The sequence below is a fragment of the Methylobacterium sp. R2-1 genome (assembly GCF_014191355.1).
Classification (GTDB): domain Bacteria; phylum Pseudomonadota; class Alphaproteobacteria; order Rhizobiales; family Beijerinckiaceae; genus Methylobacterium.
This window is the reverse complement of the sequence record NZ_JACHWM010000012.1, coordinates 74,935-99,397: the sequence shown is the minus strand read 5'-3', so window position 1 is coordinate 99,397 and position 24,463 is coordinate 74,935. Positions and strand designations below refer to the sequence as shown.

General features: G+C 70.3%; 25 protein-coding genes. 11 read left to right on the top strand and 14 right to left on the bottom strand.

Translation table 11 applies throughout. The annotated features are described in order from the left end of the window. Positions 1-174: 174 nt before the first annotated feature. A complete protein-coding gene (locus tag FHU13_RS17335; protein WP_183437112.1) occupies positions 175-396 on the bottom strand; it encodes a hypothetical protein in 222 nt (73 codons plus the stop codon). Between the two features lie 174 nt (positions 397-570). On the opposite strand from FHU13_RS17335, the gene FHU13_RS17330 reads away from it, so the two are divergent. Further along, positions 571-1,149, top strand: a complete 579-nt coding sequence (locus tag FHU13_RS17330; RefSeq protein ID WP_183437111.1) for a type 1 glutamine amidotransferase domain-containing protein — start codon at positions 571-573, stop codon at positions 1,147-1,149. A gap of 79 nt (positions 1,150-1,228) precedes the next feature. Here the strand turns inward: FHU13_RS17330 and FHU13_RS17325 are convergent, their stop codons facing one another. Together FHU13_RS17325 and FHU13_RS17320 are read right to left on the bottom strand one after the other, a co-directional pair. Then, on the bottom strand, positions 1,229-1,531 hold the full coding sequence (locus tag FHU13_RS17325; RefSeq protein ID WP_183437110.1) for a hypothetical protein: 303 nt from the start codon (positions 1,529-1,531) through the stop codon (positions 1,229-1,231). Between the two features lie 141 nt (positions 1,532-1,672). Beyond that, positions 1,673-2,698, bottom strand: a complete 1,026-nt coding sequence (locus FHU13_RS17320) for a TerC family protein (protein WP_183437109.1) — start codon at positions 2,696-2,698, stop codon at positions 1,673-1,675. 313 nt (positions 2,699-3,011) lie between these two features. Here FHU13_RS17320 and FHU13_RS17315 point away from each other — a divergent pair, with 313 nt between their 5' ends. Beyond that, positions 3,012-4,235: a TIGR03862 family flavoprotein gene (locus FHU13_RS17315; RefSeq protein WP_183437108.1), complete on the top strand. Its 1,224-nt coding sequence runs from the start codon at positions 3,012-3,014 to the stop codon at positions 4,233-4,235. Between the two features lie 7 nt (positions 4,236-4,242). On the opposite strand, the gene FHU13_RS17310 is transcribed toward FHU13_RS17315, so the two are convergent. Then, the gene (locus FHU13_RS17310; protein ID WP_183437107.1) at positions 4,243-5,154 is read right to left on the bottom strand and encodes a collagen-like protein; all 912 of its coding nucleotides are present in this window, start codon (positions 5,152-5,154) and stop codon (positions 4,243-4,245) included. Positions 5,155-5,500: 346 nt separating this feature from the next. Between FHU13_RS17310 and FHU13_RS17305 the strand changes: the two genes are divergently transcribed. The 7 genes from FHU13_RS17305 to FHU13_RS17275 all read left to right on the top strand — a co-directional run bounded on the left by FHU13_RS17305 (position 5,501) and on the right by FHU13_RS17275 (position 13,189). Next, positions 5,501-5,953 carry a hypothetical protein gene (locus FHU13_RS17305; RefSeq protein WP_183437106.1) on the top strand — a complete coding sequence of 151 codons (453 nt, stop codon included), beginning with the start codon at positions 5,501-5,503 and terminating at the stop codon, positions 5,951-5,953. Between the two features lie 143 nt (positions 5,954-6,096). Next, positions 6,097-7,629 carry a malonate--CoA ligase gene (locus FHU13_RS17300; protein WP_183437105.1) on the top strand — a complete coding sequence of 511 codons (1,533 nt, stop codon included), beginning with the start codon at positions 6,097-6,099 and terminating at the stop codon, positions 7,627-7,629. A gap of 251 nt (positions 7,630-7,880) precedes the next feature. Further along, on the top strand, positions 7,881-9,347 hold the full coding sequence (locus FHU13_RS17295; protein ID WP_183437104.1) for an HWE histidine kinase domain-containing protein: 1,467 nt from the start codon (positions 7,881-7,883) through the stop codon (positions 9,345-9,347). Between the two features lie 159 nt (positions 9,348-9,506). Next, positions 9,507-10,661, top strand: a complete 1,155-nt coding sequence (locus tag FHU13_RS17290) for a YihY/virulence factor BrkB family protein (protein WP_183437103.1) — start codon at positions 9,507-9,509, stop codon at positions 10,659-10,661. Between the two features lie 205 nt (positions 10,662-10,866). Continuing rightward, positions 10,867-11,283 carry a peptide-methionine (R)-S-oxide reductase MsrB gene (gene msrB / locus FHU13_RS17285; RefSeq protein WP_183437102.1) on the top strand — a complete coding sequence of 139 codons (417 nt, stop codon included), beginning with the start codon at positions 10,867-10,869 and terminating at the stop codon, positions 11,281-11,283. Between the two features lie 254 nt (positions 11,284-11,537). Continuing rightward, positions 11,538-12,626, top strand: a complete 1,089-nt coding sequence (locus FHU13_RS17280; protein ID WP_183437101.1) for a hypothetical protein — start codon at positions 11,538-11,540, stop codon at positions 12,624-12,626. Between the two features lie 281 nt (positions 12,627-12,907). Then, positions 12,908-13,189 (top strand): hypothetical protein, encoded by a 282-nt coding sequence (locus FHU13_RS17275; RefSeq protein WP_183437100.1) that lies wholly within the window; start codon positions 12,908-12,910, stop codon positions 13,187-13,189. On the opposite strand, the gene FHU13_RS17270 is transcribed toward FHU13_RS17275, so the two are convergent. The 9 genes from FHU13_RS17270 to FHU13_RS17230 form a co-directional block, all read right to left on the bottom strand. Then, complete coding sequence (locus FHU13_RS17270; RefSeq protein WP_183437099.1) at positions 13,186-14,214, bottom strand: DMT family transporter; 1,029 nt, start codon at positions 14,212-14,214, stop codon at positions 13,186-13,188. The genes FHU13_RS17275 and FHU13_RS17270 overlap by 4 nt on opposite strands. A gap of 82 nt (positions 14,215-14,296) precedes the next feature. Beyond that, the gene (locus FHU13_RS17265) at positions 14,297-15,391 is read right to left on the bottom strand and encodes a catalase family protein (RefSeq protein ID WP_183437098.1); all 1,095 of its coding nucleotides are present in this window, start codon (positions 15,389-15,391) and stop codon (positions 14,297-14,299) included. A gap of 87 nt (positions 15,392-15,478) precedes the next feature. Further along, a complete protein-coding gene (locus tag FHU13_RS17260) occupies positions 15,479-16,816 on the bottom strand; it encodes a hypothetical protein (protein WP_409518511.1) in 1,338 nt (445 codons plus the stop codon). Then, positions 16,810-17,760, bottom strand: a complete 951-nt coding sequence (locus FHU13_RS17255) for a tetratricopeptide repeat protein (protein WP_183437096.1) — start codon at positions 17,758-17,760, stop codon at positions 16,810-16,812. Before FHU13_RS17255 ends, FHU13_RS17260 begins: the two co-directional genes overlap by 7 nt. Then, entirely contained in the window at positions 17,760-18,683 is a 924-nt protein-coding gene (locus tag FHU13_RS17250) for a VWA domain-containing protein (protein ID WP_183437095.1), read from the bottom strand. The genes FHU13_RS17255 and FHU13_RS17250 overlap by 1 nt, the downstream gene beginning before the upstream one ends. After that, positions 18,680-19,699: a VWA domain-containing protein gene (locus tag FHU13_RS17245; protein ID WP_183437094.1), complete on the bottom strand. Its 1,020-nt coding sequence runs from the start codon at positions 19,697-19,699 to the stop codon at positions 18,680-18,682. Before FHU13_RS17245 ends, FHU13_RS17250 begins: the two co-directional genes overlap by 4 nt. A 5-nt stretch (positions 19,700-19,704) precedes the next feature. Beyond that, positions 19,705-20,181, bottom strand: coding sequence for a DUF4381 domain-containing protein (locus FHU13_RS17240; protein ID WP_183437093.1), 477 nt, complete (start codon positions 20,179-20,181; stop codon positions 19,705-19,707). A gap of 48 nt (positions 20,182-20,229) precedes the next feature. Further along, positions 20,230-21,159, bottom strand: coding sequence for a DUF58 domain-containing protein (locus FHU13_RS17235; RefSeq protein ID WP_183437092.1), 930 nt, complete (start codon positions 21,157-21,159; stop codon positions 20,230-20,232). 5 nt (positions 21,160-21,164) lie between these two features. After that, a complete protein-coding gene (locus FHU13_RS17230; RefSeq protein WP_183437091.1) occupies positions 21,165-22,157 on the bottom strand; it encodes a MoxR family ATPase in 993 nt (330 codons plus the stop codon). A gap of 283 nt (positions 22,158-22,440) precedes the next feature. Here FHU13_RS17230 and FHU13_RS17225 point away from each other — a divergent pair, with 283 nt between their 5' ends. Further along, positions 22,441-23,157 (top strand): MgtC/SapB family protein, encoded by a 717-nt coding sequence (locus FHU13_RS17225; protein ID WP_183437090.1) that lies wholly within the window; start codon positions 22,441-22,443, stop codon positions 23,155-23,157. A 64-nt stretch (positions 23,158-23,221) separates the two neighbouring features. After that, positions 23,222-23,908: an SDR family oxidoreductase gene (locus FHU13_RS17220; protein ID WP_183437089.1), complete on the top strand. Its 687-nt coding sequence runs from the start codon at positions 23,222-23,224 to the stop codon at positions 23,906-23,908. A 4-nt stretch (positions 23,909-23,912) separates the two neighbouring features. On the opposite strand, the gene FHU13_RS17215 is transcribed toward FHU13_RS17220, so the two are convergent. Next, positions 23,913-24,284 (bottom strand): hypothetical protein, encoded by a 372-nt coding sequence (locus tag FHU13_RS17215; protein ID WP_183437088.1) that lies wholly within the window; start codon positions 24,282-24,284, stop codon positions 23,913-23,915. Positions 24,285-24,463 lie beyond the last annotated feature (179 nt).

Sequence of the window (24,463 nt, the reverse complement as noted above, 5' to 3'; positions counted from 1 at the left end):
TGTCGTATCCCCCAACCGCATCTCCGTGCGGCGGGGAAGGTTGTTGAGGTGGCTTTGCCTCAACACAAGCGTGCAGACTGTCAAGGAGCGGGAAAATCCTGCAGGCTCAGGGGTTCGTAGCACAAATGTAACATATGAGGGCCACGCCTTAAAAAGGCGCGGCCCTGAAAGAGATCAGAGCCGGATGCCGGGATCCGTCGGACCGCCGGGCAGATAATCCGGTTCGGAGCCGGGCCCGCGCGGCTCATCGATGCTCGGATCATCGACCGGGTAGGGCGTGCGAGGGCCGGTCGGGCCGATATCGGGCTGATCGTCGGGCTGCGGCGGCGGCGGGAGATCACTAGGGATCTGTCCGCCGGGGGTGGGCTCGGGGGTCGGAATGCCAGGATTGGCCATGGACCGCCTCCATTGTTGGCTTCGGAGATGGCGGTCCAACACCTGCCTCCCGGTCCGGTTCCGTTCCTCGTTCGTCTCGCCGCCCGCTCGGGTGCGGCGCTGCCACCGCCCTCGGAACCTCGCCCAGGGCGATCCGTTGGCCCGACAATTCCCGATACAGACGGATCAAACGCAATGCCCGATATCCGTGAGACCAGGATCCTCATCATCGCCACCGACGGCTTCGAAGAGAGCGAGCTGACGGTGCCGCAAACCAAGCTGAAGGAGGCCGGAGCCAAGGTCACCGTGGCAAGCCCGCAATCACGCCAGTCCAAAGGGACGATCCGCGGCTGGGACAAGACCGATTGGGGCAAGGACGTACCGGTCGATCTCGACCTCGAGAGCGTGAACCCGGCCGATTACGACGCTCTGGTTCTGCCGGGCGGGCAGATCAACCCGGACAAGCTGCGCCTCGAGCCGAAGGCGCTCGAAGTGGTGCGCAGCTTCGTCACCTCCGGCAAGGTCGTCGCCGCGATCTGCCACGGCCCCTGGCTGCTGATCGAGGCCGGGGCGGTCAAGGGACGCACTCTGACCTCGTTCGCTTCGATCAAGACGGACGTGATCAACGCGGGCGGACACTGGCAGGACAAGGAGGTCGTGACCGACAGCGGCATCATCACCAGCCGCAATCCCGGCGATCTCGATGCCTTCTGCGCCAAGATCGTCGAGGAGGTGAAGGAAGGCCGGCACGAACCGCGCCAGCTCGCCGCCTGATCCTGCTCGCTCGCACGACAAGGCCGCCGACCTCGGGGTCGGCGGCTTTTTCATGCCCGATCATGCGCCGAGTCGATGCTCAGCGTTTTGCGACGGCCTTCTGCAGCTTCGGCCGCTCCGAGGCGGCGCCGGCCATCAACTTGGCGAGATGATCCTGATCGAGGCCGCCCCCGAGGCTCGCCGGTATGATCGCCGCTTCCGCCATCGGACGCTCGGACTTCCGCGCGGTGATGGAGCCGGTGGTGACGGGATCGGCCAGCGCCGCGACCGGCAGGGCCGGAGTCGCGGGCTCGCGCTGGACACGCATCGCCCAGTGGGCGGCGGTGGAGAGGACGGCGATGGCCAGGATCGCCTTGATGCCGCCGGTCAGAAAACGCCGCATGGTCGGGCCCGAAAACGCAGGGAACGCAGCCGGTTCCCCGGCCTGTCCCCAGCATCGCGCAAGATCGTGAACGAACCCTCCGCGATGCCGCCGGCGAGGCGTGCCGGATCGGGAAGGCACGCCTCGATGGCTCGGGTCGTCTCAGGTTCGATGCGCGACTTGTGCCCCGGGCTTGCCAGCCTCTCTCTCGGCCGCGCCACGGGTGCGCCACAGGCTGTAGACGACGCCGAGGGTGAGAAGGACCAGGGTGACGACGAGCGAGACCCACGGCGGCAGGTGGACGAGTTCGAGGGTGTCGGCCACCACGATCTTGGCGCCGATGAACAGCAGGATGAGAGCGAGCGCCGTCTTCAGGTAGGCGAAGCGGTCCACCATCGCGGCAAGCGCGAAGTAGAGCGCGCGCAAGCCCAGGATGGCAAAGATGTTCGAGGTATAGACGATGAACGGGTCGGTCGTGATCGCGAAGATCGCCGGCACGCTGTCGACGGCGAAGATCACATCCGCGATGTTGACGAGCACCAGCGCCACGGCGAGCGGGGTCAGCCAGCGCACGGTCTTGCCGGTCTTCGGGTCGGGCTTACGAACGATGAAGTGCTGCCCCTCCGGCTTCTCGGTGATGCGCACCCACTTCTTGAGGAGACGCATGGAGGCGCTGTTCTGAACGTCCCGCTCGTCCTCCTCCTTTGAGACGAGCATCTTGATGCCGACATAGATCAGGAAGGCGGCGAAGACCGAGAGCACCCAGTGCGCCTGCTGGACCAGGGCCGAACCCAGCCCGATCATCAGGCCGCGCAGCAGCACCGCGGCGAGGATGCCCCAGACCAGCACCCGGTGCTGGGCCGCCCGCGGCACGCCGAGCGAGGTGAGGATCACGGCGATCACGAAGACGTTGTCCATCGACAGCGACTTCTCGATCACGAGGCCGGTCACGTATTCCTGGGCCGGGTCGAACCCGAGCATCCACCAGATCCAGCCGCCGAAGGCGAGGCCGAGAGTGAAGTAGAAGGCAGTGAGGAGCAGGCTCTCCTTCACGCCGATCTCGTGGTTCTTGTCGCGGTGGAGCAGGCCGAGATCGAAGGCGAGCAGGCCGGCCACCAGGGCGTGGAAACCGAGCCACATCCAGACGGGCTTGCCGAGCCACTCGTGGGTGAGAAATTCCATCATCATTGCGCGGGACCGGATGCTTCACATTGGGAGAGCATCGGCTCCGACATCGCGGAAGCGTCTGCCGAACCCTTCCCGAACGGGCCGCCGAACCGGCGGACGAATGGCCTCACCGGAGGTCCGGGGGCATCGCGAGGGGCACGGTGCGCGTTCCGCCAGAGGGGCCCGCAGCCGATGGGGGGCAGTTAGAGGGCAGATCGCGTCGAATCAAGGGCAGCGCGTTTTTCATCCCAGGTCGTCACTCGGAGAGCGAATGGCCGATTTTCGGGCTCGTGCCGCTTGACAGCGGCTGTCGCTCCGGGCCCTGCCGCGGATCATGGATGCGGATCGAGAGAACGGACTCGCGATCGTCGGCGGCGGGCCGGCGGGACTCGCGGCGGCGGAACTGCTCGCCGAGTCGGGGAAGGCCGTCACGGTCTACGAGCGCATGCCGTCGGTCGGCCGCAAGCTGCTCATCGCTGGGCGCGGCGGGCTCAACCTGACCCATTCCGAGCCGCTGCCGGACTTTCTGGAGCGCTACGCCCCGGTCGATCCGCGCCTGAAGGCGGCCGTTGCGGACTATCCGCCGGACGCGCTGCGCTCGTGGTGCGAGGGGCTGGGGCAAAAGACCTTCGTCGGATCGAGCGGCCGGGTGTTCCCCGAGAGCTTCAAGGCTTCGCCGCTGCTGCGCGCCTGGCTCGCCCGCCTCGGCGCGCAGGGCGTCACGATCCGCACCCGGCACCGGCTCGTCGGCCTGGAGGAGGACGCGCTGAGCTTCGAGACGCCGGAGGGGCCAAAGGTCGTCCGGCCGCGGGCGACGCTGCTGGCGCTTGGCGGCGCAAGTTGGCCGCGGCTCGGCTCGGACGGAGCCTGGGTTCCGCTGCTGGAGGAGAACGGTGTCGCTGTGGCATCCCTGAGGCCGGCCAATGTCGGTTTCCGCGTCGCGTGGACGGCGCATTTCGCGCAGCGCTTCGCGGGCGAGCCGCTCAAGCGTCTTGCCGCGCGCATCGGTGCCGCGAGCGCCCGCGGTGAGGCCATCGCCACGGAGGATGGCATCGAGGGTGGCGTGATCTACGCGCTCTCGCGGCCGATCCGCGAGGCGGTGGAGCGCGACGGCTCCGCCGAACTCACCCTCGACCTGCGCCCGGATGTCGATGTGGCTGCGCTCGCCGTGCGCCTGAGCCGGGGACGTCCCGGAGAGAGTCTCTCCACCCGCCTGCGCAAGGCGGCCTCGCTGAGCCCCGCTGCCATCGGCCTGCTGCGCGAGGCGCACGCCAATACCCTGCCGACGGAGCCGGACGCGCTGGCGGCGGCGATCAAGGCGGCCCCCCTGCGGCTGCTGACGCCGGCTCCGATCGCGCGAGCGATCTCGACAGCGGGTGGCGTCGTCTTCGCCGAACTCGACGACCGCTACATGCTGCGGGCGCGGCCCGGCCTCTTCCTAGCCGGCGAGATGCTCGACTGGGAGGCGCCGACGGGCGGCTACCTGCTGCAAGCCGCCTTCGCCAGCGGCCGGGCGGCGGCGAAGGGGATGCTCGCTTGGCTCGATGGACAGACCTGAGCCCGGCTCAGGGCCGGGCGCAGATCCCGACAATACCGCCGCTGGCGGCCGGGCAGGACGCCCTCGTCTCTCCGTCTAAGGCCGCCGCACCGCCCGTCTGGCAGGTGGCTGACGCCAGCACCTCGCCCGTGTCGCAGGTCAGCGTGCAGCCCGCGTCGGTGCAGGCGCGCGCCCGCACGACACGGAACGGGGCTGACACCGTCGCGGCGGCCTCACCTTTGGGGCCCGGATCACCCTTGGGGCCGCGCTCACCCTTCGCACCCGCTTCTCCCTTGGCTCCCTGCTCACCCCTGGGCCCCTGCTCACCCTTCGGTCCCGGGACGCCCGGAGATCCGGCCGGGCCCGCTTCTCCCTTCGGGCCGGCCTCTCCCTTCGGTCCCTGGTCGCCCTTCGGCCCCTCGGCACCCGTGGGACCGGGTGGTCCCTGGAGTCCCGCAGTGCCCTGCGGCCCGGCCGGACCCGGCTCGCCCGGCTTACCGGCCGGTCCCTCCGGCGCGCAGTTGGCGACCACGGCCTCGCGCTCGTCCTCGCCGGCCTTGATCACCGCGACGCAGGTCGCGGGCCGATAGGGCAGCCGGAACTCGAAGCGCCCGCGCCGGTCGGAGAGGACGGAGATATCGTCGTCGAGGGTAACGGTCACGCCGCTCTTGCGCACGCTTCCGGTGACGTGCAGGTCGCCGCCCTCGATGCGCGCGTCCCAGACTTGGATCGGCTGGACCGGCGGGCGCGCTGCCTGCACGCCGGCGCGGGCAGGACGCGACGGCGCCGCCGCGGACTCGCCCTGAGGCTGCGCCGCGGCCGGTCCGGCGAGAGAGAGGCCGAGCGCGATCAGGAGCGGCGAGAGGGTCGCCCAGGATGCCTGTGGAAGCTCTCGCCGAGATGCCGGCTTCCGTTCTCCCAGGCTCTGCGTTGTCCGCATCCTCGCTCCTCCGATCTTGACCCACGCATCTTCCGGCGCGGCGGTGGGCAGGTTTCCGTTGCCGGCCGGCGGGGGTCAAGCCCGCTCGATCCTCCACAATCGTCCACAGACACTGTCCCCAGGCCAACCGGCTCAGCCGAATGGCAATTCCTGAAATGGTCCACAGACGGCCACGCGGCACGGCCGCGGTTTGACGCGGTCCGCGGGTGCGGCCGAAGAGAAGCGGAGAAAAGCGCAAGCCATCGGCGAACCGATATCCTAAGAAGGCCGGCAATGGCCCGATCCGCCGACCGCCCGCAGGGGCGCGGCGGCCCGGACCGTGCGACCTCGAGATCGATCTGCCGCCATGCTTCGCCCGCTTCTCGCCGCCCTGTTCCTCCTGTCCCCCGCCGCACTGGTCGCCGCGCAGGCTGACGAGTGCGATGTGCTCGCCGCCCGCATCGCCCAGGCGACCGGGGCGAAGAAGGCCGGGCGTCGGGTCGGGCCGAGCATCGATGTCCGGGCGGCGAGCGGGATCCGGCTCGATCTCACCTGCCGGGCGCAGCCCATCGTGCAGGCCTCGTCGGGCGATCCCTCGCCCTCCGCGGAGTACTTTCGCGAATTGACGATCGCCGCCGAACTCGTCGTCGGCGAGCCGGCGGCAACCGTGCAGCCGATTCTGGCACGCGCCTACCAGACGGCCCTGCGCGAGGGCCGCAAGTCCTTCATCCAGCAGAACGGCTGGTCGGCGAGCTGCTACACCGACAGTGCGGGGGCACTGCGCACCCTCTGCTCGGTCGGGCGCATCCCGACGGAGTGAGGCTGACAGTGGGAGCGGCCTGAGATCGCTCGACGCGTCTTGTCGATCGGTCCCGCTTGAACGAAGCGCATGCCCGCGCCAATGCGGAGGGCAAGGATCCCTCGTAAGGATCAGTCGAAGGACATTTGGTGAGGAACCCCGCGATGGCCGATCCGACCGTCAACCACCTGTTCGGCCTCGTGCGCACCCATTGTCCGGCCGATCCGGGCGCCAAGGTCTTCATCGAGACCTCGGAGGGCGCGCGCTACACCTATGCCGACCTGCTGGCCCGCTCGGGCGCCTATGCCAGCGCGCTCCAGGCTCTCGGCGTGAAGCCCGGAGATCGGGTCGCCGTCCAGGTCGAGAAGAGCGCCGAGGTGATCTTCCTCTATCTCGGCGCGGTGCGGGCGGGCGCGATCTTCCTGCCGCTCAACACCGCCTATACGGGGCCCGAGATCGCCTACTTCCTCGGCGACGCGGAGCCGGCCCTGTTCGTGTGCGACCCCGCCCGTGAGGCCGACCTCACGGCGGTGGCCGCGCAAGCCGGCGTGCCGCAGTTGCGCACCCTCGACGCCGCCGGGCGTGGCAGCATGGCCGAGGCCGCCGATGCGGCGAACGCCGACTTCACGGACGTGCCCCGTGGGGCCGACGACCTCGCCGCGATCCTCTACACCTCGGGCACGACCGGGCGCTCCAAGGGCGCCATGCTGAGCCACGACAACCTCGCCTCGAACGCGCTCACGCTCGCGCAGTACTGGCACTTCACCGAACGGGACGTGCTGATCCACGCCCTGCCCGTCTTCCACACCCACGGGCTGTTCGTGGCCACCAACATCGTGCTGGCCACCGGCGGCACCATGCTGTTCCTGCCTCGGCTCGACGCGAAGAAGATCCTGGAGCTGATGCCGCGGGCCACCGCCATGATGGGGGTGCCGACCTTCTACACCCGCCTCCTGAAGGAGCCCGGCCTCACCCGGGAGGTGGCGGCCCACATGCGTCTGTTCGTGTCGGGCTCCGCGCCGTTGTTGGCCGAGACGCACCGGGAATGGGCGCAGCGCACCGGCCACGCCATCCTCGAGCGCTATGGCATGACCGAGACCAACATGAATACCTCGAACCCCTACGAGGGCGCGCGGCGGGCCGGCACGGTCGGCTTCCCGTTGCCGGGGGTGACCCTGCGCGTGGTCGATCCCGAGACCGGGGCGCCGCTCGGGCCCGAGGAGGTCGGGATGATCGAGGTGAAGGGCCCGAACGTGTTCCAGGGCTACTGGCGCATGCCGGAAAAGACGGCCGCCGAGCTGAAGGTGGACGGGTTCTTCATCACCGGCGATCTCGGCAAGATCGATCGCGACGGCTACGTCCACATCGTCGGCCGCGGCAAGGACCTCATCATCACCGGCGGCTACAACGTCTACCCGAAGGAGATCGAGACCGAGATCGACGCGCTTCCGGGCGTCGTCGAGTCCGCGGTGATCGGTCTCGTCCATCCCGATTTCGGCGAGGGCGTGACGGCGGTGGTGGTGCCGGGCGAGGGCGCGCCCGACGAGGCGGCGGTCCTTGCAGCACTTGAGGGGCGGCTGGCCAAGTACAAGTGCCCCAAGCGAGTTCTGTTCGCCCCGGAATTGCCGCGCAACGCCATGGGAAAGGTGCAGAAAAATCTATTGCGCGAGGCCCACGCCGATCTCTATCGCGGCTGAAGGCTCGTCTCCGAGAGGCCCGGCGGCCGGCGGTTCAACCCCCAGGCGGAGCGGCCTCCGACGGGAATTTTCCTGAACCGGAGCGGCGACCACACCGGGCGCTGGCGCTCTCATCCCTGGGATGCGATGCTTCGCAGTGCGAGTGATAAGAGCGGGCCGTATGGTTCCGGGGGTGAACTGTCCCGGCGGCACGAACGCCGCCGCGCGCCCGCTTTGCGTGCCTTGTCTGAACCGCGGAGTTTCGTTCGACCGTGACCAGCAGTGCCGAGCAGGACCGGATCGACGCCGAGCTGGTCCGCGTCTCCGACAGCTCCGATCCCTTCGCCGCCGCCGTCAAGGCGACGCGGATGCCGATGCTCATCACCGATCCCTACGCGCCCGACAACCCGGTCATCTTCGTCAACGAGGCCTTCATCAAGCTCACCGGCTATGGCCGCGACGAGATCCTCGGGCGCAACTGCCGCTTCCTTCAGGGGCCGGAAACGGATCCGCGCGATGTGGCGCGCATCCGCGACGCCATCGAGCGGCGGATACCGATCGAGATCGAGCTGCTCAACCATAAGAAGAACGGTGAGGTGTTCTGGAATCGCCTGCTGATCTCGCCGGTCTTCGACGACGAGGGGCAGCTCACCTACTTCTTCGCCTCGCAGTTCGATGTGACTCTGGAGCGCGACCGGATGGTCCGGCTCCAGCGCGACCGCGACGCCCTGGAACAGGAGGTCGAGCGCCGCAGCGACGACCTCACCCGCAGCCAGCATCGCCTCGAATTCGTGCTGGCGGCCGGCCGGCTCGGGGCCTGGACCCTCGACCTCACCGAGGGCCGTCTCGTCGCCTCGGACCTGTGCAAACTGAATTTCGGCCGTCCGCTGGACGAGCCCTTCACCTACGACGACTTCGTCGAGGCGGTGGTGCCGGAGGATCGGGAGCGGATGCAGGCGGCGATGCAGGCCGCCATCGATCGCCGGAGCGATTACGACGTGGAACACCGCGTCTCGGCGCCCTGCGGCGAGGTCCGCTGGGTGCAGCTGCGCGGCCGGGCCTATTACCGGGCCGACGGGGCGCCGCTCTCCATGGCCGGCATCTCGCTCGACGTGACCGAGCGCAAGCGGGCCGACGAGCAGCGCGCCCTGCTCGCCGCCGAGATGAAGCACCGGGTGAAGAATTCCATCGCCACGGTCCAGTCGATCGCCCACCAGACCCTGCGCAACGCCGCCTCCCTCGACGATGCCCGCCGGACGCTCGACGCGCGCCTGAACTCGCTCGCCACCGCCCACGACATCCTGACTTCGGAGGCCACCACCGGCGTGACCCTGGCCGAGGCGGTGGAGAGTGCCCTGCAGCCGTTCCGGGTCACTCCGCGCAACCGTATCCGGATCGGCGGCCCGGAGGTGCACCTCACCTCCCGCCTGACGCTGGCCATGGTGATGGCGCTCCATGAACTCGCCACCAACGCGGTGAAGTATGGTGGCCTCTCGAACGATTCCGGCCGGGTGATCCTCAAATGGGAGGTCGAGGGGACGGCGCCGAAGCGCCTGCTGATGCGCTGGGAGGAACTCGATGGTCCGCCCGTCGAGAAGCCGTCTCGGATCGGCTTCGGCACGCGCATGATCGAACGGGTACTGGCCGCCGAGTTCGGCGGCGAGGCCAAGATCGACTACCGCACCCGCGGCCTCGTCTTCACCGTCGAGGCGCCGCTGCCGGAGCGCGAGGGCGCCTGACGGCCTCGCAAGAGCCTTCCGCGGAAGGCTTTGCGCGTCATCGCCTTCTCCCACCTGGATTTTTCCAGGGGATACCTCGGGTTTCGAGGGAACGGCCAAGCCTGATCCGGGGTTGAACGGCGTCTCACACTAGGCGCCTGCGCCCGACCTCGCGGAACGATGCCGCCCTCTCCCCCGACTCCTCCCCGCTCTCCCGCGGAGGGCACGGCCTCCGTGCTCTGGACCCTGATGATGGGCGCGGCGCTGGTCGCCCTCGCCGCCGCGCCCCGGCGCGGGCTCGACGACGAGCCGCCGGAGCAGCCCGAGGCGAAGGAGCGCAATGGCGGCGCCCATTCCCATGAGGGCCGCTCCGCCCGCTGGGTGGCAGCGACGCAGGCCGATCGCGGGCGGGCCGCCGATCATCCCGGCGAGATCCCGTCCCCAGGCTGGTGGGACATCGCTACGCGAGTCTACTTGGAGTTTAACAACGACCGGGTGCTCTCGGTGGCGGCGGGCGTGACCTTCTACACCCTGCTCTCCCTGTTTCCGGCGATCGCCGCGCTCGTCACCTGCTACGGGCTGGTGGCCGACGTGAACACGATCAACGTCCACCTCGCCACGCTGCACGGCGTGCTTCCGGAAAGCGCCATCGATATCATCGGCGAGCAGGTCAAGCGCATCTCCGCCAAGGGTAGCGGAGCCCTCGGCTTCACCTTCTTCACCAGCCTGACGCTGTCGCTGTGGAGCGCCAACGCCGCGATGAAGGCGATGTTCGATGCGCTCAACGTGGTCTACGAGGAGGAGGAGAAGCGCAACTTCTTCTGGCTCAACGTCCGGTCGCTGACCTTCACCGCTGGGGCGCTGCTCTTCATCATCCTGGCGCTGATGTCGATCGTCGTGCTGCCGGTGGTGTTCAACTTCCTCGGCCTCGGCGACGGGGCCCGCCTCATCGCCATGGCGCGCTGGCCGGTACTGCTCCTCGTGCTGCTCGGCGGGCTTGCCGTGCTCTACCGCTACGGCCCGAGCCGCGAGCGGGCGCGGTGGCGCTGGGTCGGCGCGGGCAGCGTGGTGGCCGGTCTGCTGTGGCTCGTCGCCTCGATCCTGTTCTCCTGGTACGTCGCCAATTTCGGCAACTACAACGAGACCTACGGTTCGCTGGGCGCCGTGATCGGCTTCATGACCTGGATCTGGATCTCGGCAACGATCGTGCTGCTCGGCGGCGAGATCAACGCGGAGATCGAGCACCAGACCGCCCGCGACTCGACCACGAGCCCGCAGAAGCCGCTGGGGCAGCGCGGCGCGCGCATGGCCGACACCGTGGGCGCGGCGGCCTGATAGCGACCGGCTTGGTTCAAGCCGGTCGCTATCGGCGAGCCCGCGCGGCGTTTGAGCGAAGACGACATCCGCCATCCCGAAGGGATCGAATGTCGAGTGCAGCGTGAACATCGTATCATCGGTTCTTGCGCGCGCGGGTCGCACTCGTGACAAGCGGTGCCCGGCACTATTTTGCCAAACGAGAAACGAACCGAGGAACGCGACTATGGCCGGATCCGATGTCATCGGGACAGATCCCGGGCTTCGCACGGACGACGAGTGGCGCGCCGCGCTGACGCCGGAGCAGTACCGTGTGCTGCGCGAGCACGGCACCGAGCGCGCCGGAACGAGCGGCCTCAACGTCGAGAAGCGCCCCGGCACCTTCTTCTGCGCGGGATGCGGCGCTCCCCTGTTCGAGAGCGGTACCAAGTACGAGTCGGGCAGCGGCTGGCCGAGCTTCTTTGCGCCGATGGAGGGGGCGGTGGAAACAAAGGTCGACCGCAGCCACTGGATGACCCGCACCGAGGTGCATTGCGCCCGCTGCAAGGGGCATCTCGGCCATGTCTTCGAGGACGGGCCGGCTCCGACGGGCTTGCGCTACTGCATGAACGGCGTCGCCCTCGGCTTCGAGCCGGAGGGCTGAATTCATAGGCATCCATGGGCTTCGCCCCATGAATTCCACGCCTTTTCCGCCTCCGGGCTTGCCGCGTGGTTGTTTCGGGCCCAACACTTCGCCATGAAGGTCCGTGTGAAGAAGAGGTTAACGCCCCGGTCTTCGCGGACCGCCCGTGTCCGATACGGTGGGCGGCCGCCGATCCTGTTCCGGATCAGCGCCCCGAAGACCGAGTGTCCGGGCTGGTCCCGGACCGGTGCATGCCGACCCGCGGAGGGAAGTGAATGAGTGTCGTTCGCCGGTTTCTCGTGGCGCCCTCTCTGGTCCGCCTCCTGCGGAAGGAGCGGGGCGGCTCCCGCGTCACCGAGGGCTACTTTGCGCCGCAGGCCGGGCGCACCTCGTTCGTGCGCTTGCAGGGCACCAACTGCTTCCTCGTGCTGATGACCGGTACTGAGGGCGCGATGTCCGAGGAGCGCACCGAGGTGCCGCGCGCCCACGGCGACGCGCTCCTCGACGTGTGCCAGGGCCGGGCCGTCTACGAGCGCACCGCGGTTTCGCTCGGGGGCTCGGTCGAGGCACTGGTCGACCGCTACGTGCGTCCGTCCGGCCTCGACATCGTCAGCCTCGTCTTCTCCGACGCCGCCGCGGCCCAGAGTTTCACGCCGCCGGTCTGGTTCGGTACGGAGGTGACGACGGACAAGGCCTATGACGGTCAGTCGATCGCGCTGACCGGCGTCCCGAGCCCAGGTGACATCCCGCTCAGCAACGCCGCCCTGGATGCGGTGCTCGACCTGATCGAGCCGCGCTTCGGCTCAAACCGTCCGCCCTTCTCCCCGTCGAAGCCGGTTGCGCCGCCGCGGGAGACCTCGGTCCCGCCGCGCTCGCCCGAGCCGCCGCGGCATCCTCCGATTCCGGAGGCTCTCCTCGCCGCGGCCGTGGCGGAGCCGGCCACGTCGCCCGAGGCCAAGCCGGAGGAGCAGCCTCAGGCTGCCGAAGAGCCTCTTCCGGCGGCCGCAGCGGAACCCGTCGCTGAGGCGCCCAAAGCCGAGGAAGCTCCGACCGAGCAGCCTCGGGCGGAAGAGCCTGCGCCCGAGCCGGTGGCGTCCGCTGAGGAGCCTGCGCCATCCGAGCCGGTCGAAGCCGCCAAGCCGGATGAGACCCCGGCTCCGGCCGAGGCTTCCGAGGTTCAGAAGCCCGCGGCCGAATCCGGAGAGCGGCTCGCACCCGATGCGCGCATCGACGACGTGATCGAGAGCCTCTCGAAGGCGCTCGGCGCCGCGATCCGCAACCCGCAGGAGCCGGGCCGCGACGAGGAGGTGACCGAGGCGTTCGAGCGCTGGCAGGTCCGGCCCCGGCGCACGCAGCAGACCTGACCGGCTGCGATAGCCAAGAACCAATCAGGATCGAGAAAGCCGGCTTCCCCAGGAAGCCGGCTTTCTTGTTGTATCCCTGAACGAGGCCGGATTTCGGGATCGAGGATGACGCTTGCGGTTTTCGCAGTCGATCCTGGGGCAGATCCTGGGGGCAGATCTTGGGGATGACGCCCCGGCCCGCCGGAACCGGAAAGGGCGACGCTTCGTTGGCTGGCATCCGGTCGCGGTCCGCTTGCGCGGAGCACTGGTTAAGTCTTCATTACAAATGAGGAATCTCCGTCATGAGACGTCTCGCCATTGCCGCCGCAGGTTTGATGCTCTGCCTCCTGCCCATCGCCGGTGAGGCCCAGGCCCAGGGTATTCCCGGCGGCATGCGCCGCGGAGCAGCCGAGGGCGACCGCGTCGCCGGTCCGATCGGCGGAGTCGTGGGCGGCGCCGTCGGCGGCGCGGTGGGCGGCGTCAACGGTGCGCTCGGCATCGATCCTGGCCGGCGTGCCTACCGCACCCGGATGCGCTCGCACCGCCATGACCACCACCGCCGCCATCATCGCGGCTACCGCTAGTCCTGAGTCGGAGCTCCACTGCGCGGGGAAGCGGGTTCGCTCCGCCGCGCAGGCCGGCGCATGAGGGCATCCTCGGCGAGCAGCGCCAGGCCCGAGGCGACGATGATTCCGGCGCCGAGCATCGTCCAGAGGCTCGGCACGTCGCCGAACAGCAGGTAGCCCAGCAGCACCGACCACAGGATCTGCGTGTAGATGAAGGGCGCGAGCAGGCTCGCCGGCGCCCGCGCATGGGCCAGCACCAGCAGCCAGTGCCCGATCGTCCCGAACAGCCCGACCGCGATCAGCAAAGCCCAGACCGTGCCGGAAGCCGGTGCCGTCCAGATCCAGGGCAGGAGCGGGCTCATCACCGCAAGGCCGCCGAGGCCGGTATAGAACACCGTCGTCGCGGTCGAGTCGTAGGCCGCGAGCTTGCGCGTCACGATCACGTAGACCGCGTAACAGAGCATCGCACCGAGGCTGAACAGGATCGCGGGCTTCGCCACCAGCGCCTCCGGCCGCACGATCACGAGAACACCGACGAACCCGGCCGCCACCGCCGCGAGCCGCAGCCGCGACGACCATTCGCCGAGCAGCGGCCCGGCGAGCAGCGCCACGGTGAGCGGTGCGGCGAACTGGATCGAGATCGTCTCGGCGAGCTGGAGCGAACGCAGCGCCAGGAAGTTGCAGGCGGTCGAGCCGAACAGCAGCAGCGAGCGGAGGATCTGCAGCGGCAGGCGCCGGGAACGCGCCACGCCCGGCCGCGTCACCGGATTGAGGAAGGCCATCACCAGTCCGACGTTGACGGCGTAGCGCATGAAGGTGGTGAAGAGCGGATCGACGCCGGACCCTGCCAGCACCTTCCCCGTCGCGTCGAGGCTCGCGAAGAACACCGGGGCGACGCACATCAGGGCGATCCCGGCGAGGCGCCGCGGATCGCGGGCGACCGATCCTCCCGACTCGCCGGCTTGTCTCGCGGACACGTCTCTCTCCCGGTCTCCGGCCCCTGTCCGGATCGAGGCCCTAGAGCAAGCGGGAGGCCGGCGCATCCCGGCCCCACGCGGGTCTCATCCCCGCGAGAGTGCAGACCGCTTTCCTGAACCCTCTTCGAGGTAGGGCTCGCCGGCTCCGTTACGCTCCCGCGGCGGAATGAGCACCCGGTTCATGGATCGGGCAGCCGTTATGCTCGGCCCGGAACTTGGCGGAGGCGGGATAGGCGGCCCGGCGGGCCCGCATGATCGCGCCGAGCGGACGGTGCGCGGCGAGCGCGTGCCAGGGATTGAAGGCCAGCCCGTCGTCGATCCGGCGCACCTTCTCCTCGCTCCAGGCCTCCTGACGCGGCACGGTGAGGCGGGCCACCGCGACATAGGGGCTCCGGTCCTCCGGCCAGGGCTTCGAGGCGTCCTCGACGGGCATCGTCTCCTCGTCGGTGCGCAACTGCGCCCGCAGCTCCCACATGCCCTCGTTCTCGGCGAAGAAGGCGGTGACCGCCTCGCGCAGGCCGTTGGGTTTCCCGTTGACGTTGAGGCTCGCGCCGGTCAGCGCCGTCAGGGCAGGAGAGACCGGGGCAACCGCGACCTTGGCGACGTAGGCACCCCAGCGCAGAGGGACTTGGCTGTAGAACGTCTCGCCCAGGATGTGCGTCTCCGGATGGCCTCCCAACGCGATCAGGGTCGGGCTCTTGGTGCCGAGACCTTCGAGCACCGTTTCGACGCCGCGCAGGATGGCCGAGAACGCCTTCTTGAACACCTGCGGCGTGTCGGTGGTGGCGGCCAGGAGTTTCAGGCTCGTCAGGAAGGCCGCGTCGTCCGGTGCCGTGAAGGCGGGTGCGTTGGCCATCACGAAATCCTGCGTGGTGCCCTCCGCACCGCCGAGGCGCTCGCCCTCGACGCCGAAGATCTTCAGCGCGAGGCCGCGCGGGGTCGAGACGCTGTCGTCGAGGATGTCACCGGGATTGGTGGAGAAACGCAGCACGGCCTCGTAGGAGCCGGGCTTCTCGAACAGGCCCTGGGCCAGTTCGGGGGGCAGGCTATCCAACACGTCGAGCCGGCCAACCAGCAGACCGTGCGCCTTGGCGTGAACGCCGCGCACCGCCCGGCCGTAATCCTTGAACGTGGTCTCTTGGATCTTCGCGAAGGTCGCGAGCATCTGCGCGTGGAGTTCGGCCTCGTCGGTGCGCGGCTGCTCGACGGACGGGTGATAGGGGATCGGGCTCGCAGCGCTCACGTCCGGCCTCGTATTGGATCCGCCGGCCCTCAAGAGGCCGGTCTGGAACCAAACCAGGGTTGGTCGCGGCCGTTCACCGGCGCGCGGTCACGCTTGCGCGACCGGGCCGTCGAGGGGCGCGAGGCGGGGTTCGGGCGCCAGCACCGCGGACGGGCCGGGTCGCCGGGGTCGCGCGAGCCGCCGGACGAGGTCGGGAAGATCGACCGGGCTCTCGCCCACCGACGCTTGGCCGAACACCTGTCGATCGAGGGCGGCGAAGTCTCGCGCCAGATCCGGCTCTCCTTTCCAGAGCGCGGCGAGATCCGGCTGCGCCTGCGCGGCGCGGCCGAGCGTCGCCCGGACAGCCGCCGCGTCGCCCGCGGCCGCGGCCAGGCGCAGGGCTCGGGCCTGTCCCCGGTCGAGGCGCAGGCGTGCGGGGCCGGTGCGGAAGCCGATCAGAGCGAGCCCGAGACCGAAGGCGGCGAGCGCCGCAGCGGCGAGGGCGGGCCAAGAGGCAGGGGCGGCGGCCTTGAGATCCTCCTCCCGGTCGGCGAGGCCGCCGCCGATCTGGCGGGCGGGGATCTCGGCCTCGCGCAGGGTGCGCGTGAGCGTGTCGAACCAGGGGATCTTGATCGCGTCGAGCGGGATCACCTCGGACACGCCCTTCTTGATGTCCCACTGGTAGGTCGCCCGCGCCACCGGACCGGAGGGCGTGATGATGGTCTCGCGCTTCACCGGGCCGGCGAAGGTGATGATGCCGCGGGTGCGCATGACCGGGCGCGGCGGCAGACCCTCGGCGAGCATGCCCTGCGCCTCCAGGGTGACGATCCGGCGTGCGGTGTCGCCCTTGTTCAGCGTCTCCGGGTCGGGATCCCAGGAATCGGCGATCGACACATCCCGCGCCGGCAACCACCACGGTTCAGCCGTATCGGGGCCGCCGCTCGCCCCCGTCCAGGCTGCCACGGGGAAGGGAACGGGCTCCGAGCGGACATCGATCTGCTTGCGCTCACCGTTGTCGTTGATGGTGAGGCGGTGGATGAACGGATCGATGGTGAAGGTCCCCGTATGCTGCGGGAAGACCGCGATGGTGCGCTCGAATTCGAGCGCCATCTGCCCGTCGGGCAGGCGCGTTCGGCCCCAATGGTCGCGGCCGAGCTGCGTCCAGGAGAAGTTGACCAGCGCCGGCTGGCGCACCTCCTCCAGCAGGATCTGCGTGCGATAGACGCCGCGCAGGCGCAGCAGCACCATCTCGCGGGCATAGGGCTGCGCGCCGCCTGCGAGATCGGGCGTCACCGTCAGGGTCAGGTCGCCGGGCTCGATGGCGCGGGCGGGTGAGACGAGGGCAAGCAGGATGAGGAGGAAGGCCGCCAAGGCTCCCCTCCCCGTTCTGCGGGAGAGGGGAAGGGTTTTCGCGTCGGGCCGGAGAACGTCGAAGTGGATCACCACGGGTTGCTGCCTCCCGGGATGGCGGTGCCGGCCTCGATGCGGCGGGCCTGCTCGGCCTTGAGGCGCAGCTTCAGGTAACGGCCGGGCTCGTCCGGCAGGGTCTGCAGCCAGAGCCGGTCGGGATGGATCTCGTGCGCTTCGAAGCTCTTCGTCACCCGTCGCGCCTCGCGCTCCGGGGCGGCGGCGACCATGGCCGAGCCGGCGCCCTGGCGCCCGCGGCCGGCCGCGTCGCTCGCCGAGCCGCGGGCCTGACCCTTGCCGGAATCGATCGCCTGCTGCTCCGCCTTGCCGCGCCGTGCCACTGGGCTGGTGCCGGGGAGAGAGGCGGAGGAACCCGCCTCCTTGTTGCCGGCCAGACCCTCGCCGCTGGAGGTGGCGCGGATGTCGTCGTTCTGGTCCTGGTTGGCGGTGTTGTTGTAGCGGGCGCCGTACTGGGCCGAGGCGTTGGCGATGCCGCCGCCCTTGCCACGGTCGATCTCTTCCTCCAGCGCCCTCGCGATCAGCGAACGGTTGGCCTGCGCGTCGGCGTCGCGGGGATTGTAGGTCAGCGCCTCGTCGTAGGCGTCGAGCGCACCCTTCAGGTCGCCGGAGCGGGCGAGCGCGTTGCCGAGGTTGTAGGCGCCGCGCCGTCCTTGAGCCCGGAATAGCGGGATGGCGTCGTCGTAACGTCCGGCCTCGTAGAGGGCAGCGGCGCGCCATGCGGGCACATCGAACACCTGAAGAGCCGCACCGGGGAGCCTGACCGCCATCAGGAAGCGGCCCAGCGTCGTGCGCGGTTCCGACACGAGGAGCAGGCCGAGGATACCGATTCCCGCGAGCGCGAGGCCGGCGATGCGCGCGAGCCGCCGCCAGTTACGCGGGAAGGCGATGGGCAGAGCCCGGCGCAGCGGCACCCCCTGGGGGGGCGCTCGGTTGACGAGGCGGGGAGGGGTGGGCGCCAGCATCACGCGCTCCGTCGGAACAGGAGGAGGGCGGGCACCAGCGCCAGCAGCAGCAGCCAGCGGCCGAGATCGGCGAAGGCGAGCACGCCATAGCCGCCAGCCGCGAGGTGCTGGGCGGTCGAGGCGCCGACGCGGTCGAGCACCGCCTGGGGGCTGCCGATGTCGGCAGCCCGACCGCCGCCCGCCGTCGCGAGCCGGTCGAGGGCGATCCGGTCGGGCCGCGGTGCCCCGGCCGGCAGCGTCTTGGCGGCCGGCACGAACAGGGCGTGGAGCTGCCAGCCCTTGTCCCGGATCGCGGCGGCCTCGCGCTCGGCAGCCTGTCCGAGGCCGTCGCCGTCCGAGATCAGCACCACGTCGGCGGCGACGACGTTGGCCTCGGCGAGCGTCCGGCGAGCCAGCGCCAATCCGCGCTCCGGGTGGCTGCCGCGGTCGGGCACGGTGTCGGCGTCGAGCGCGAACAGGGTGGTGGCAAGGGTCTCGCGGTCGTTGGTCGGTGAGAGGGCGGTATAGGCGTCGCCGGCAAACACGATCAGCGCCAGCGAGCGGGTGCCCGCGGCCTCCGCCACGGATTGCGCGGCCTGCCGCGCCTCCTTGAAGCGGCCGCCCTCGGTGACCGAGCGGGAGAGGTCGAGCACGATCACCGTGGCGTCGAGGTTGCGGAAGGTCGCGGCCTCCGGGCGCTCCACCGCCGGCCCCGTGAGCGCCAACGCCAGGATGCCTGCGGTGAGCGCAGCGGCGAGATTGGCCTGCCGCCGCCCGCCGAGCACGGCGCCGCGGTGGGCGAAGAGCGCCATCAGGTGAGGATCGACCGCCTTGCCCCAGTCGCCGAGCGGCGCTGAGCGCCACGCCGCGCGGAGCGCGAGCAGGGCCACCACGGGCAGCGCCAGAAACCAGAGCGGGCGCAGGAGGGCGAGCGATTCGATCATGTCCGGCGCCGCGTCGCCAGGAGCCCGCAGGCGCAGAGAAAGGCGAGCGCCGCCGGCCACGGCCAGAGGTCGCGCCGCAGCGGCAATGGCGGCGCCTTGGCGCGCCCGCCCTCCAGCTCGTCGATGGCGTTGGCCACGCTCTCCAGGTCGTCGGTCGTCTTCACGCGAAACGCCCGGCCGCCGCTGGCCTCAGCCATGGCCCGCAGGGTCTCGACATCGACCACGTCCTGCTCGTTGTTGGGGTTGTCGGCCATGTCGATCGGCCCGAGCGCGATGGTGTAGACGCGCACGCCGAGCTCTTTCGCCAGTGCAGCCACGTCCTTGGGCGCGGTCTGTCCGGCATTGTTCGCACCGTCCGAGAGCAGAATCACGACCTTGTCGCGGGACGGGGGCGGCCCCCCGCCCTCGGCCGCCGCGACCTGAGCCGGAGCGAGACGCTTGAGGGCGAGGCCGAGCCCGTCGCCAATGCCGGTGGAGCGCCCCAGGAGGCCGATTGTGGCTTCTTCCAGGGTGCGGGCGACGGTCGCGGTGTCGAAGGTGGGGGCTGCGGCGACGTAGGCCTGATCGGCGAACTCGACGAGGCCAATGCGGTCGCCCGCCCGACGGCGGATGAACTCGGCGCCGACGCGCTTCACCGCAGCGAGCCGGCTTACCGTCTTACCGTCGAGAGAAAAGTCCTTGCGCTCCATGCTGCCCGAGAGATCGAGGGCGAGCACGATCTCTCGGGCAGAAGCCGGCAGCGCGGTCGCGGGCAGCACGAGGCGGGGACCGGCGAGCGCGACGACAAGGGCCGTCCAGAGCGTTCCGATGAGCCAGAGGCGCCGCCGTCCGCGGGCGGCGATGCTCTCCGCCCGCTCGGCTCCCCCGATCAGGGAGGGGGGAACGCGCAGGGCGCCGCTGCCACCCTCGCGCTCCGGCGGGATCAGCCGGGCGGCGAGCGGCAGGGGAAGAAGCAGCAGGGCGAGCGGCGTCGCGAAGTCGAAGGCGGAGAGCAGGGCCGTGAACCAGGCGGGCATTCGTGTCAGGCCCGGATCTGTGAGAGCATGCGGCCGAGACCGGCATCGATGGCGGCGGGATCGACGGCCGTGGGATCGACGCTCTTTGGCCGCCGATAGAGATCGTCGGCGAAGACGCGACCCGGGCCGTTGCGGAAGAAGTCGGTGGCGAAGGTGGTATCGAGCGTTGCGGCCCAGGCGGGGCCGCGGGTGCGCGCCGCCTCTTCGCCCTTCAGCGTGCGGACCACCCGGCGCAGGAGTCGGGCCTGCGCGACGCGCCGCGCTTCAGGCTCCAGCTGCGAGGCGAGCGCCAGCTCCCGCAGAGCGGCCCGGCGCAGAGAGGCGCCGCGCCGCGCGCGGAGCAGGCGGATCAGGCCGACGAGCAGCGCGAGAGCGAAGCCGAGGACGATGGCGGCCACCATCTCGGGCTGCACCGCACTGTTGCCTCCGGTGGGGAGATGCAGGCCGCGCAGAGCCGACAGGTCGGGGGCGGGAGCAGTCATGGATGTCGCACCTGCCCGCCGCCCCGCGAGGGATGGGAGGCGGGCCTCTCACAACACCGCATCGAGCCGCTCCATCAGAGGGGCGTAGCTCTCCGGCCCGGCCTCGACATCGATGCGCAGGCCCTCGACGCCGCAGGCATGGAGGCGGGCGAGGCGAGGGTCGATCTCGTCGACGGCCGGTGCCCCGCGGCGGGCATGGACGGTGCCGCGATCTCCGCCCGGCAGGGCGTAGGGGTAGAGGCCGGGCGGCCGGGCGCGCTCGAAGGCATCGCTGACCAGCAGCAGGCGGATCGAGAGCCGCTCGGCCAACGCGGTGATCAGGCTCTCGAAATCCGGTCCCGGCGTGTCGAGGGCGCTCGCGAAGACGAGGTGCCCGCCGGAGGGCAGCAGCGAGCGGGCAAGCGCCAGCGTGTCGGTGAGCGGCGGGTCGTCCATCGCGGGTCCTGCGAGCGCGGCGGCATGGGCATGGGCCAGCGCCCCGGTGACGGCGGTCATCGCCCGCTCGCCGCCGGCCGGACGGACCACCGAGGGCTCCCCCGCGCCTGCCGCGATCAGGCCGATGCGCCCGCCATCGCCGACGATGCGCCAGCCGAGCAGCGTCAGCGCCTCCGCCGCCGCGATCGAGCGCAGCGCCCGGCGCGTCCCGAACAGCATCGAGGGCCGGAAATCGGCAAGCAGCACCACGGCGCGGTCGCGCTCGTCGTGGTGCGTGCGCACGTGCAGTTCGCCGGTGCGGGCGGTGGCGTTGCGGTCGATGAAGCGGCGGTCGTCGCCCTCGGACCAGGGCCGCACATCGTCCGGCTCCGAGCCGCGCCCGCGTTTGCGTGTGACGATGCCGCCGGGCAGCCCGGCGATCGTCCGCGTCGAGGGCGAGACGCCGCGCCGCGCGAGGTGGCGCAGGCTCATCAGCCCGGCGCCGGAGAGATGGATGCCGGGGGCGTCGGTCGGGTCGCTCGTAGGCGCCGCGGTCGCGGTCATGACGGCTACAGCGCCCGCGTCCGCTCGACCAGCCCGCCGATGATGCCCCGCGTGGTACGCCCCTCGGCCGCCGCGCGCCAGGTCAGGCCGATGCGGTGCGAAAGGGCGTCGGCGGCGAGCTCCGCGATGTCCTCGGGCACGACGTGGTCACGGCCGTGCAGGTAGGCCCTCGCTTTGCCGGCGACCATCAGGGCGAGTGTCCCGCGCGGAGAGGCCGGGTGCTCGATCGCCGCGCGCAGGTCCGGTGCCACGCTGTCGCCGCGGGTGCCGGCCACGAGACGCACGAGATAGTCCTTGAGCGCCGGCGAGACGTAGGTGGCGAGCGCGGCCTCGCGGGCGGCGATCACCTCGGCGACCGAGAGCTTCACCGGCATCGCCTCGGCGTGGTGGTTCAGCTCGCCCTCGACGAGATCGAGGATGCGGCGCTCGGAGGCCTCGTCCGGCATCTCGACGACGACGTGGAGCAGAAAGCGGTCGAGCTGCGCTTCGGGCAGTGGGAAGGTGCCCGCGTGCTCGATCGGGTTCTGCGTCGCCACCACCATGAAAGGGTCGGGCAGGCGGTGGGTATGGCCTGAGACGGTGATCTGCCCCTCCGCCATCGCCTCCAGCAGCGCCGACTGCACCTTGGGCGGGGCACGGTTCACCTCGTCGACGAGGATCAGCGAGTGGAACAGGGGACCGGGCAGGAACTCGAAGGTGCCCGCATCCTGGCGCCAGACGGTGGTGCCGGTGAGATCGGCCGGCATCAGGTCGGGCGTGCACTGCACGCGAGCGAAGGAGCCGTCGAGCCCGTCCGACAGGCGCTTGACCGCGCGGGTCTTGGCGAGCCCCGGTGCGCCCTCGATCAGCAGGTGGCCACCGGTCAGCAGCCCGATCAGCAGGCGTTCAACCAGCTTGTCGGCGCCGATCAGCCCGTGGCTCAGTCCGTCGCGAAGCTGGAGGATGCGGTCGCGGACGGGTGCCGTCGCCGCGGGCCGGGCGAGTGCCTCGACGCTCATGCCAGCGCCCCTAGCGCCGGTCGAGCTTCGGCCATCGTTGCAGGAGAAAGATCCTGCCGCATGCGCGTCTCCTCAGCGTGGGTTATTCTTATGGCTCCCACAATCCTGCCGGTGTGCCCGCTGCCCGGTCGCCGCGTCAATCCCGTGCCAAGGTCCTGGCCACGGGCAAATTGACCGCATTCGATCGACTGCGCTCGGATCGGTGACGTTTCGTCACGCAACCGTCACGCTCGTGCGACAGCGGGAAAACCGCGCGCCACCGAAAAGATCCCTGTAAGGTTCGATGCCCGGCCCCTTTCCCTTCCCCACGCCCGAAGCCCTGAATTCCGGGATCAGCCTCGCGGTCGCCTTCGGCCTCGGCACCCTGATCGGGGTCGAGCGGCAGTACCGGCAGCGCAGCGCCGGGCTGCGCACCGCCGTGCTGGTGGCGCTGGGCGCGGCCGCCTTCGTCGATCTCGGCATGCGGCTGACCGGCGGTGACGGGGCGACCCGCGTCGTGGCCTACGTCGTCTCCGGCATCGGCTTCCTCGGCGCGGGCGTCATCATGAAGGAGGGGATGAATGTGCGCGGCCTCAACACCGCCGCGACCCTCTGGTGCTCGGCGGCCGTGGGCGCCTTCGCCGGAGCCGACCTGCCGCTGGAGGCCTGCTTCGTCACCCTTGCCATCCTCGCCGGCAACACGCTGCTGCGCCCGCTCGTCAACCTCATCGACCGCATCCCCATCGACGAGAATGCGACGGAGGCGATCTACGAAGTGCAGGTGACGGTGCCGGCCGAATCCGCCGGTCTCGCCCGCGACCTGCTGGTGGAGCGCCTGGAGGCGGCGGACTATCCCGTCGGCACGACGGAGGTGGAGGAGCGCGGCGAGACCACCGTGGACGTGATCGCCACCCTCACCGCACGGACGGCGCATTCCAAGGATCTCGACGCCGTGGTGGCCGATCTGGAGAAGCAGCCCGAGGTGCGCCACGCGACATGGTCGGTGCAGACGGGGGATTGATCGAGCCCCGAGGCTGAGCATAGGGCCGCCCGGCACCGGCCGATGCGAACGCGAACGAGCCATTATGACCCATTCTCAAAGACACGCCCTCATCGTCGGCGCTTCTCGCGGTCTCGGGCTCGGCCTCGCCGAGACCTTCCTGCGGCGCGGCTGGCAGGTCACCGCAACCCGGCGCGGGGCCGCGCCCGGGCTCGAACGGCTCGCGGCGCAGGGCGTGCGGATCGAGACGGTGGACATCGACGAGGACGCCTCGATCGCTGCCCTGCACGAACGGCTGAGGGACGAAAAATTCGATCTCGTCTTCGTGGTGGCCGGCGTTCTGATGGAGGCGGACCGGCCGCTCCACGCGGTGTCGCGCGCGGTCCACGCGCAGGTCTATCTCACCAATGCGGTGAGCCCGATCCTGTTTGCGGACCTCTTCCGCGACAGGCTGGCGCCCGGTGGCACGCTTGCCTTCATGTCCTCGGTGCTTGGCAGCGTCGGGCTCAACACCGAGGGCGGCTGGGAGAACTACCGGGCCAGCAAGGCGGCGCTGAACACCAACGTCCGAAGCTTCGCGGCGCGCCACGCCGACCGCGACTTCGGCGTGCTGCTGCTGCATCCGGGTTGGGTCGCTACCGACATGGGAGGCGCGGGCGCCGACCTCGATGTGGAAACGAGCGCGGTCGGGCTGGCGGACGTGATTGAGGCGAGGGCCGGACGGACCGATCTCGCCTTTCTCGATTACCGGGGCGAGACGCTGCCCTGGTGACGCCTCAGCGGCGCGGGTCGAGGGGCCGGCTGCGGCGCTCGACTACCACCGTCGGGCGGCTGCGACGCTCGACGATGACGGCGCGCGGCGGTGCGCGGTTGGGGCTCGTCGGGGCCAGGATGCGCTGCTCCTGGGGACGGTGGGCGGGCCGTGCTGCCGCGGCCTTGGCGGCGGCGACCACGTGCGGGCGCACCTCGTCCGGGCCGAGGCCGATCAGTCCGCAAGCGATCTCCACCTGCTGCTCGACGTCGTCGGCCAGATCCTGGGCGGCGGCAACCGCCTCGGCCACCGTGGGCGGCTCGCGCCGCACCCGGATCGGAGGCAGATCCTGGAAGCTCTTGGGCGTTTTCTTCACGGCACGACTCGCGGTCTTCATGCACCGATCATAGGACGGCCCGTCCGGTTTGTGCATTGCACACAAATCGGACGTGACGGACCGCCGGCCGCATGGCTGCCGGGCGGACGCCCCGCTCGTCGAGCATGCAGGATGCGCGCCGATCCGGAACTTCGCCAGCACATTCGTTGACGAGGCCGTCCCGCGCCTCCGACCCGAGA

What these genes read in the sequence shown, in the direction of transcription:
- FHU13_RS17325 (WP_183437110.1), bottom strand. Translation starts at nt 1,531, where the DNA reads ATGCGGCGTTTTCTGACCGGCGGCATCAAGGCGATCCTGGCCATCGCC.
- FHU13_RS17310 (WP_183437107.1), bottom strand. Translation starts at nt 5,154, where the DNA reads ATGCGGACAACGCAGAGCCTGGGAGAACGGAAGCCGGCATCTCGGCGA.
- msrB (WP_183437102.1), top strand. Translation starts at nt 10,867, where the DNA reads ATGGCCGGATCCGATGTCATCGGGACAGATCCCGGGCTTCGCACGGAC.
- FHU13_RS17245 (WP_183437094.1), bottom strand. Translation starts at nt 19,699, where the DNA reads ATGCCCGCCTGGTTCACGGCCCTGCTCTCCGCCTTCGACTTCGCGACG.
- FHU13_RS17290 (WP_183437103.1), top strand. Translation starts at nt 9,507, where the DNA reads ATGCCGCCCTCTCCCCCGACTCCTCCCCGCTCTCCCGCGGAGGGCACG.
- FHU13_RS17300 (WP_183437105.1), top strand. Translation starts at nt 6,097, where the DNA reads ATGGCCGATCCGACCGTCAACCACCTGTTCGGCCTCGTGCGCACCCAT.
- FHU13_RS17280 (WP_183437101.1), top strand. Translation starts at nt 11,538, where the DNA reads ATGAGTGTCGTTCGCCGGTTTCTCGTGGCGCCCTCTCTGGTCCGCCTC.
- FHU13_RS17255 (WP_183437096.1), bottom strand. Translation starts at nt 17,760, where the DNA reads ATGCTGGCGCCCACCCCTCCCCGCCTCGTCAACCGAGCGCCCCCCCAG.
- FHU13_RS17330 (WP_183437111.1), top strand. Translation starts at nt 571, where the DNA reads ATGCCCGATATCCGTGAGACCAGGATCCTCATCATCGCCACCGACGGC.
- FHU13_RS17235 (WP_183437092.1), bottom strand. Translation starts at nt 21,159, where the DNA reads ATGACCGCGACCGCGGCGCCTACGAGCGACCCGACCGACGCCCCCGGC.
- FHU13_RS17230 (WP_183437091.1), bottom strand. Translation starts at nt 22,157, where the DNA reads ATGAGCGTCGAGGCACTCGCCCGGCCCGCGGCGACGGCACCCGTCCGC.
- FHU13_RS17315 (WP_183437108.1), top strand. Translation starts at nt 3,012, where the DNA reads ATGGATGCGGATCGAGAGAACGGACTCGCGATCGTCGGCGGCGGGCCG.
- FHU13_RS17275 (WP_183437100.1), top strand. Translation starts at nt 12,908, where the DNA reads ATGAGACGTCTCGCCATTGCCGCCGCAGGTTTGATGCTCTGCCTCCTG.
- FHU13_RS17270 (WP_183437099.1), bottom strand. Translation starts at nt 14,214, where the DNA reads ATGCGCCGGCCTCCCGCTTGCTCTAGGGCCTCGATCCGGACAGGGGCC.
- FHU13_RS17220 (WP_183437089.1), top strand. Translation starts at nt 23,222, where the DNA reads ATGACCCATTCTCAAAGACACGCCCTCATCGTCGGCGCTTCTCGCGGT.
- FHU13_RS17225 (WP_183437090.1), top strand. Translation starts at nt 22,441, where the DNA reads ATGCCCGGCCCCTTTCCCTTCCCCACGCCCGAAGCCCTGAATTCCGGG.
- FHU13_RS17250 (WP_183437095.1), bottom strand. Translation starts at nt 18,683, where the DNA reads ATGATCGAATCGCTCGCCCTCCTGCGCCCGCTCTGGTTTCTGGCGCTG.
- FHU13_RS17240 (WP_183437093.1), bottom strand. Translation starts at nt 20,181, where the DNA reads ATGACTGCTCCCGCCCCCGACCTGTCGGCTCTGCGCGGCCTGCATCTC.
- FHU13_RS17215 (WP_183437088.1), bottom strand. Translation starts at nt 24,284, where the DNA reads ATGAAGACCGCGAGTCGTGCCGTGAAGAAAACGCCCAAGAGCTTCCAG.
- FHU13_RS17305 (WP_183437106.1), top strand. Translation starts at nt 5,501, where the DNA reads ATGCTTCGCCCGCTTCTCGCCGCCCTGTTCCTCCTGTCCCCCGCCGCA.
- FHU13_RS17335 (WP_183437112.1), bottom strand. Translation starts at nt 396, where the DNA reads ATGGCCAATCCTGGCATTCCGACCCCCGAGCCCACCCCCGGCGGACAG.
- FHU13_RS17320 (WP_183437109.1), bottom strand. Translation starts at nt 2,698, where the DNA reads ATGATGATGGAATTTCTCACCCACGAGTGGCTCGGCAAGCCCGTCTGG.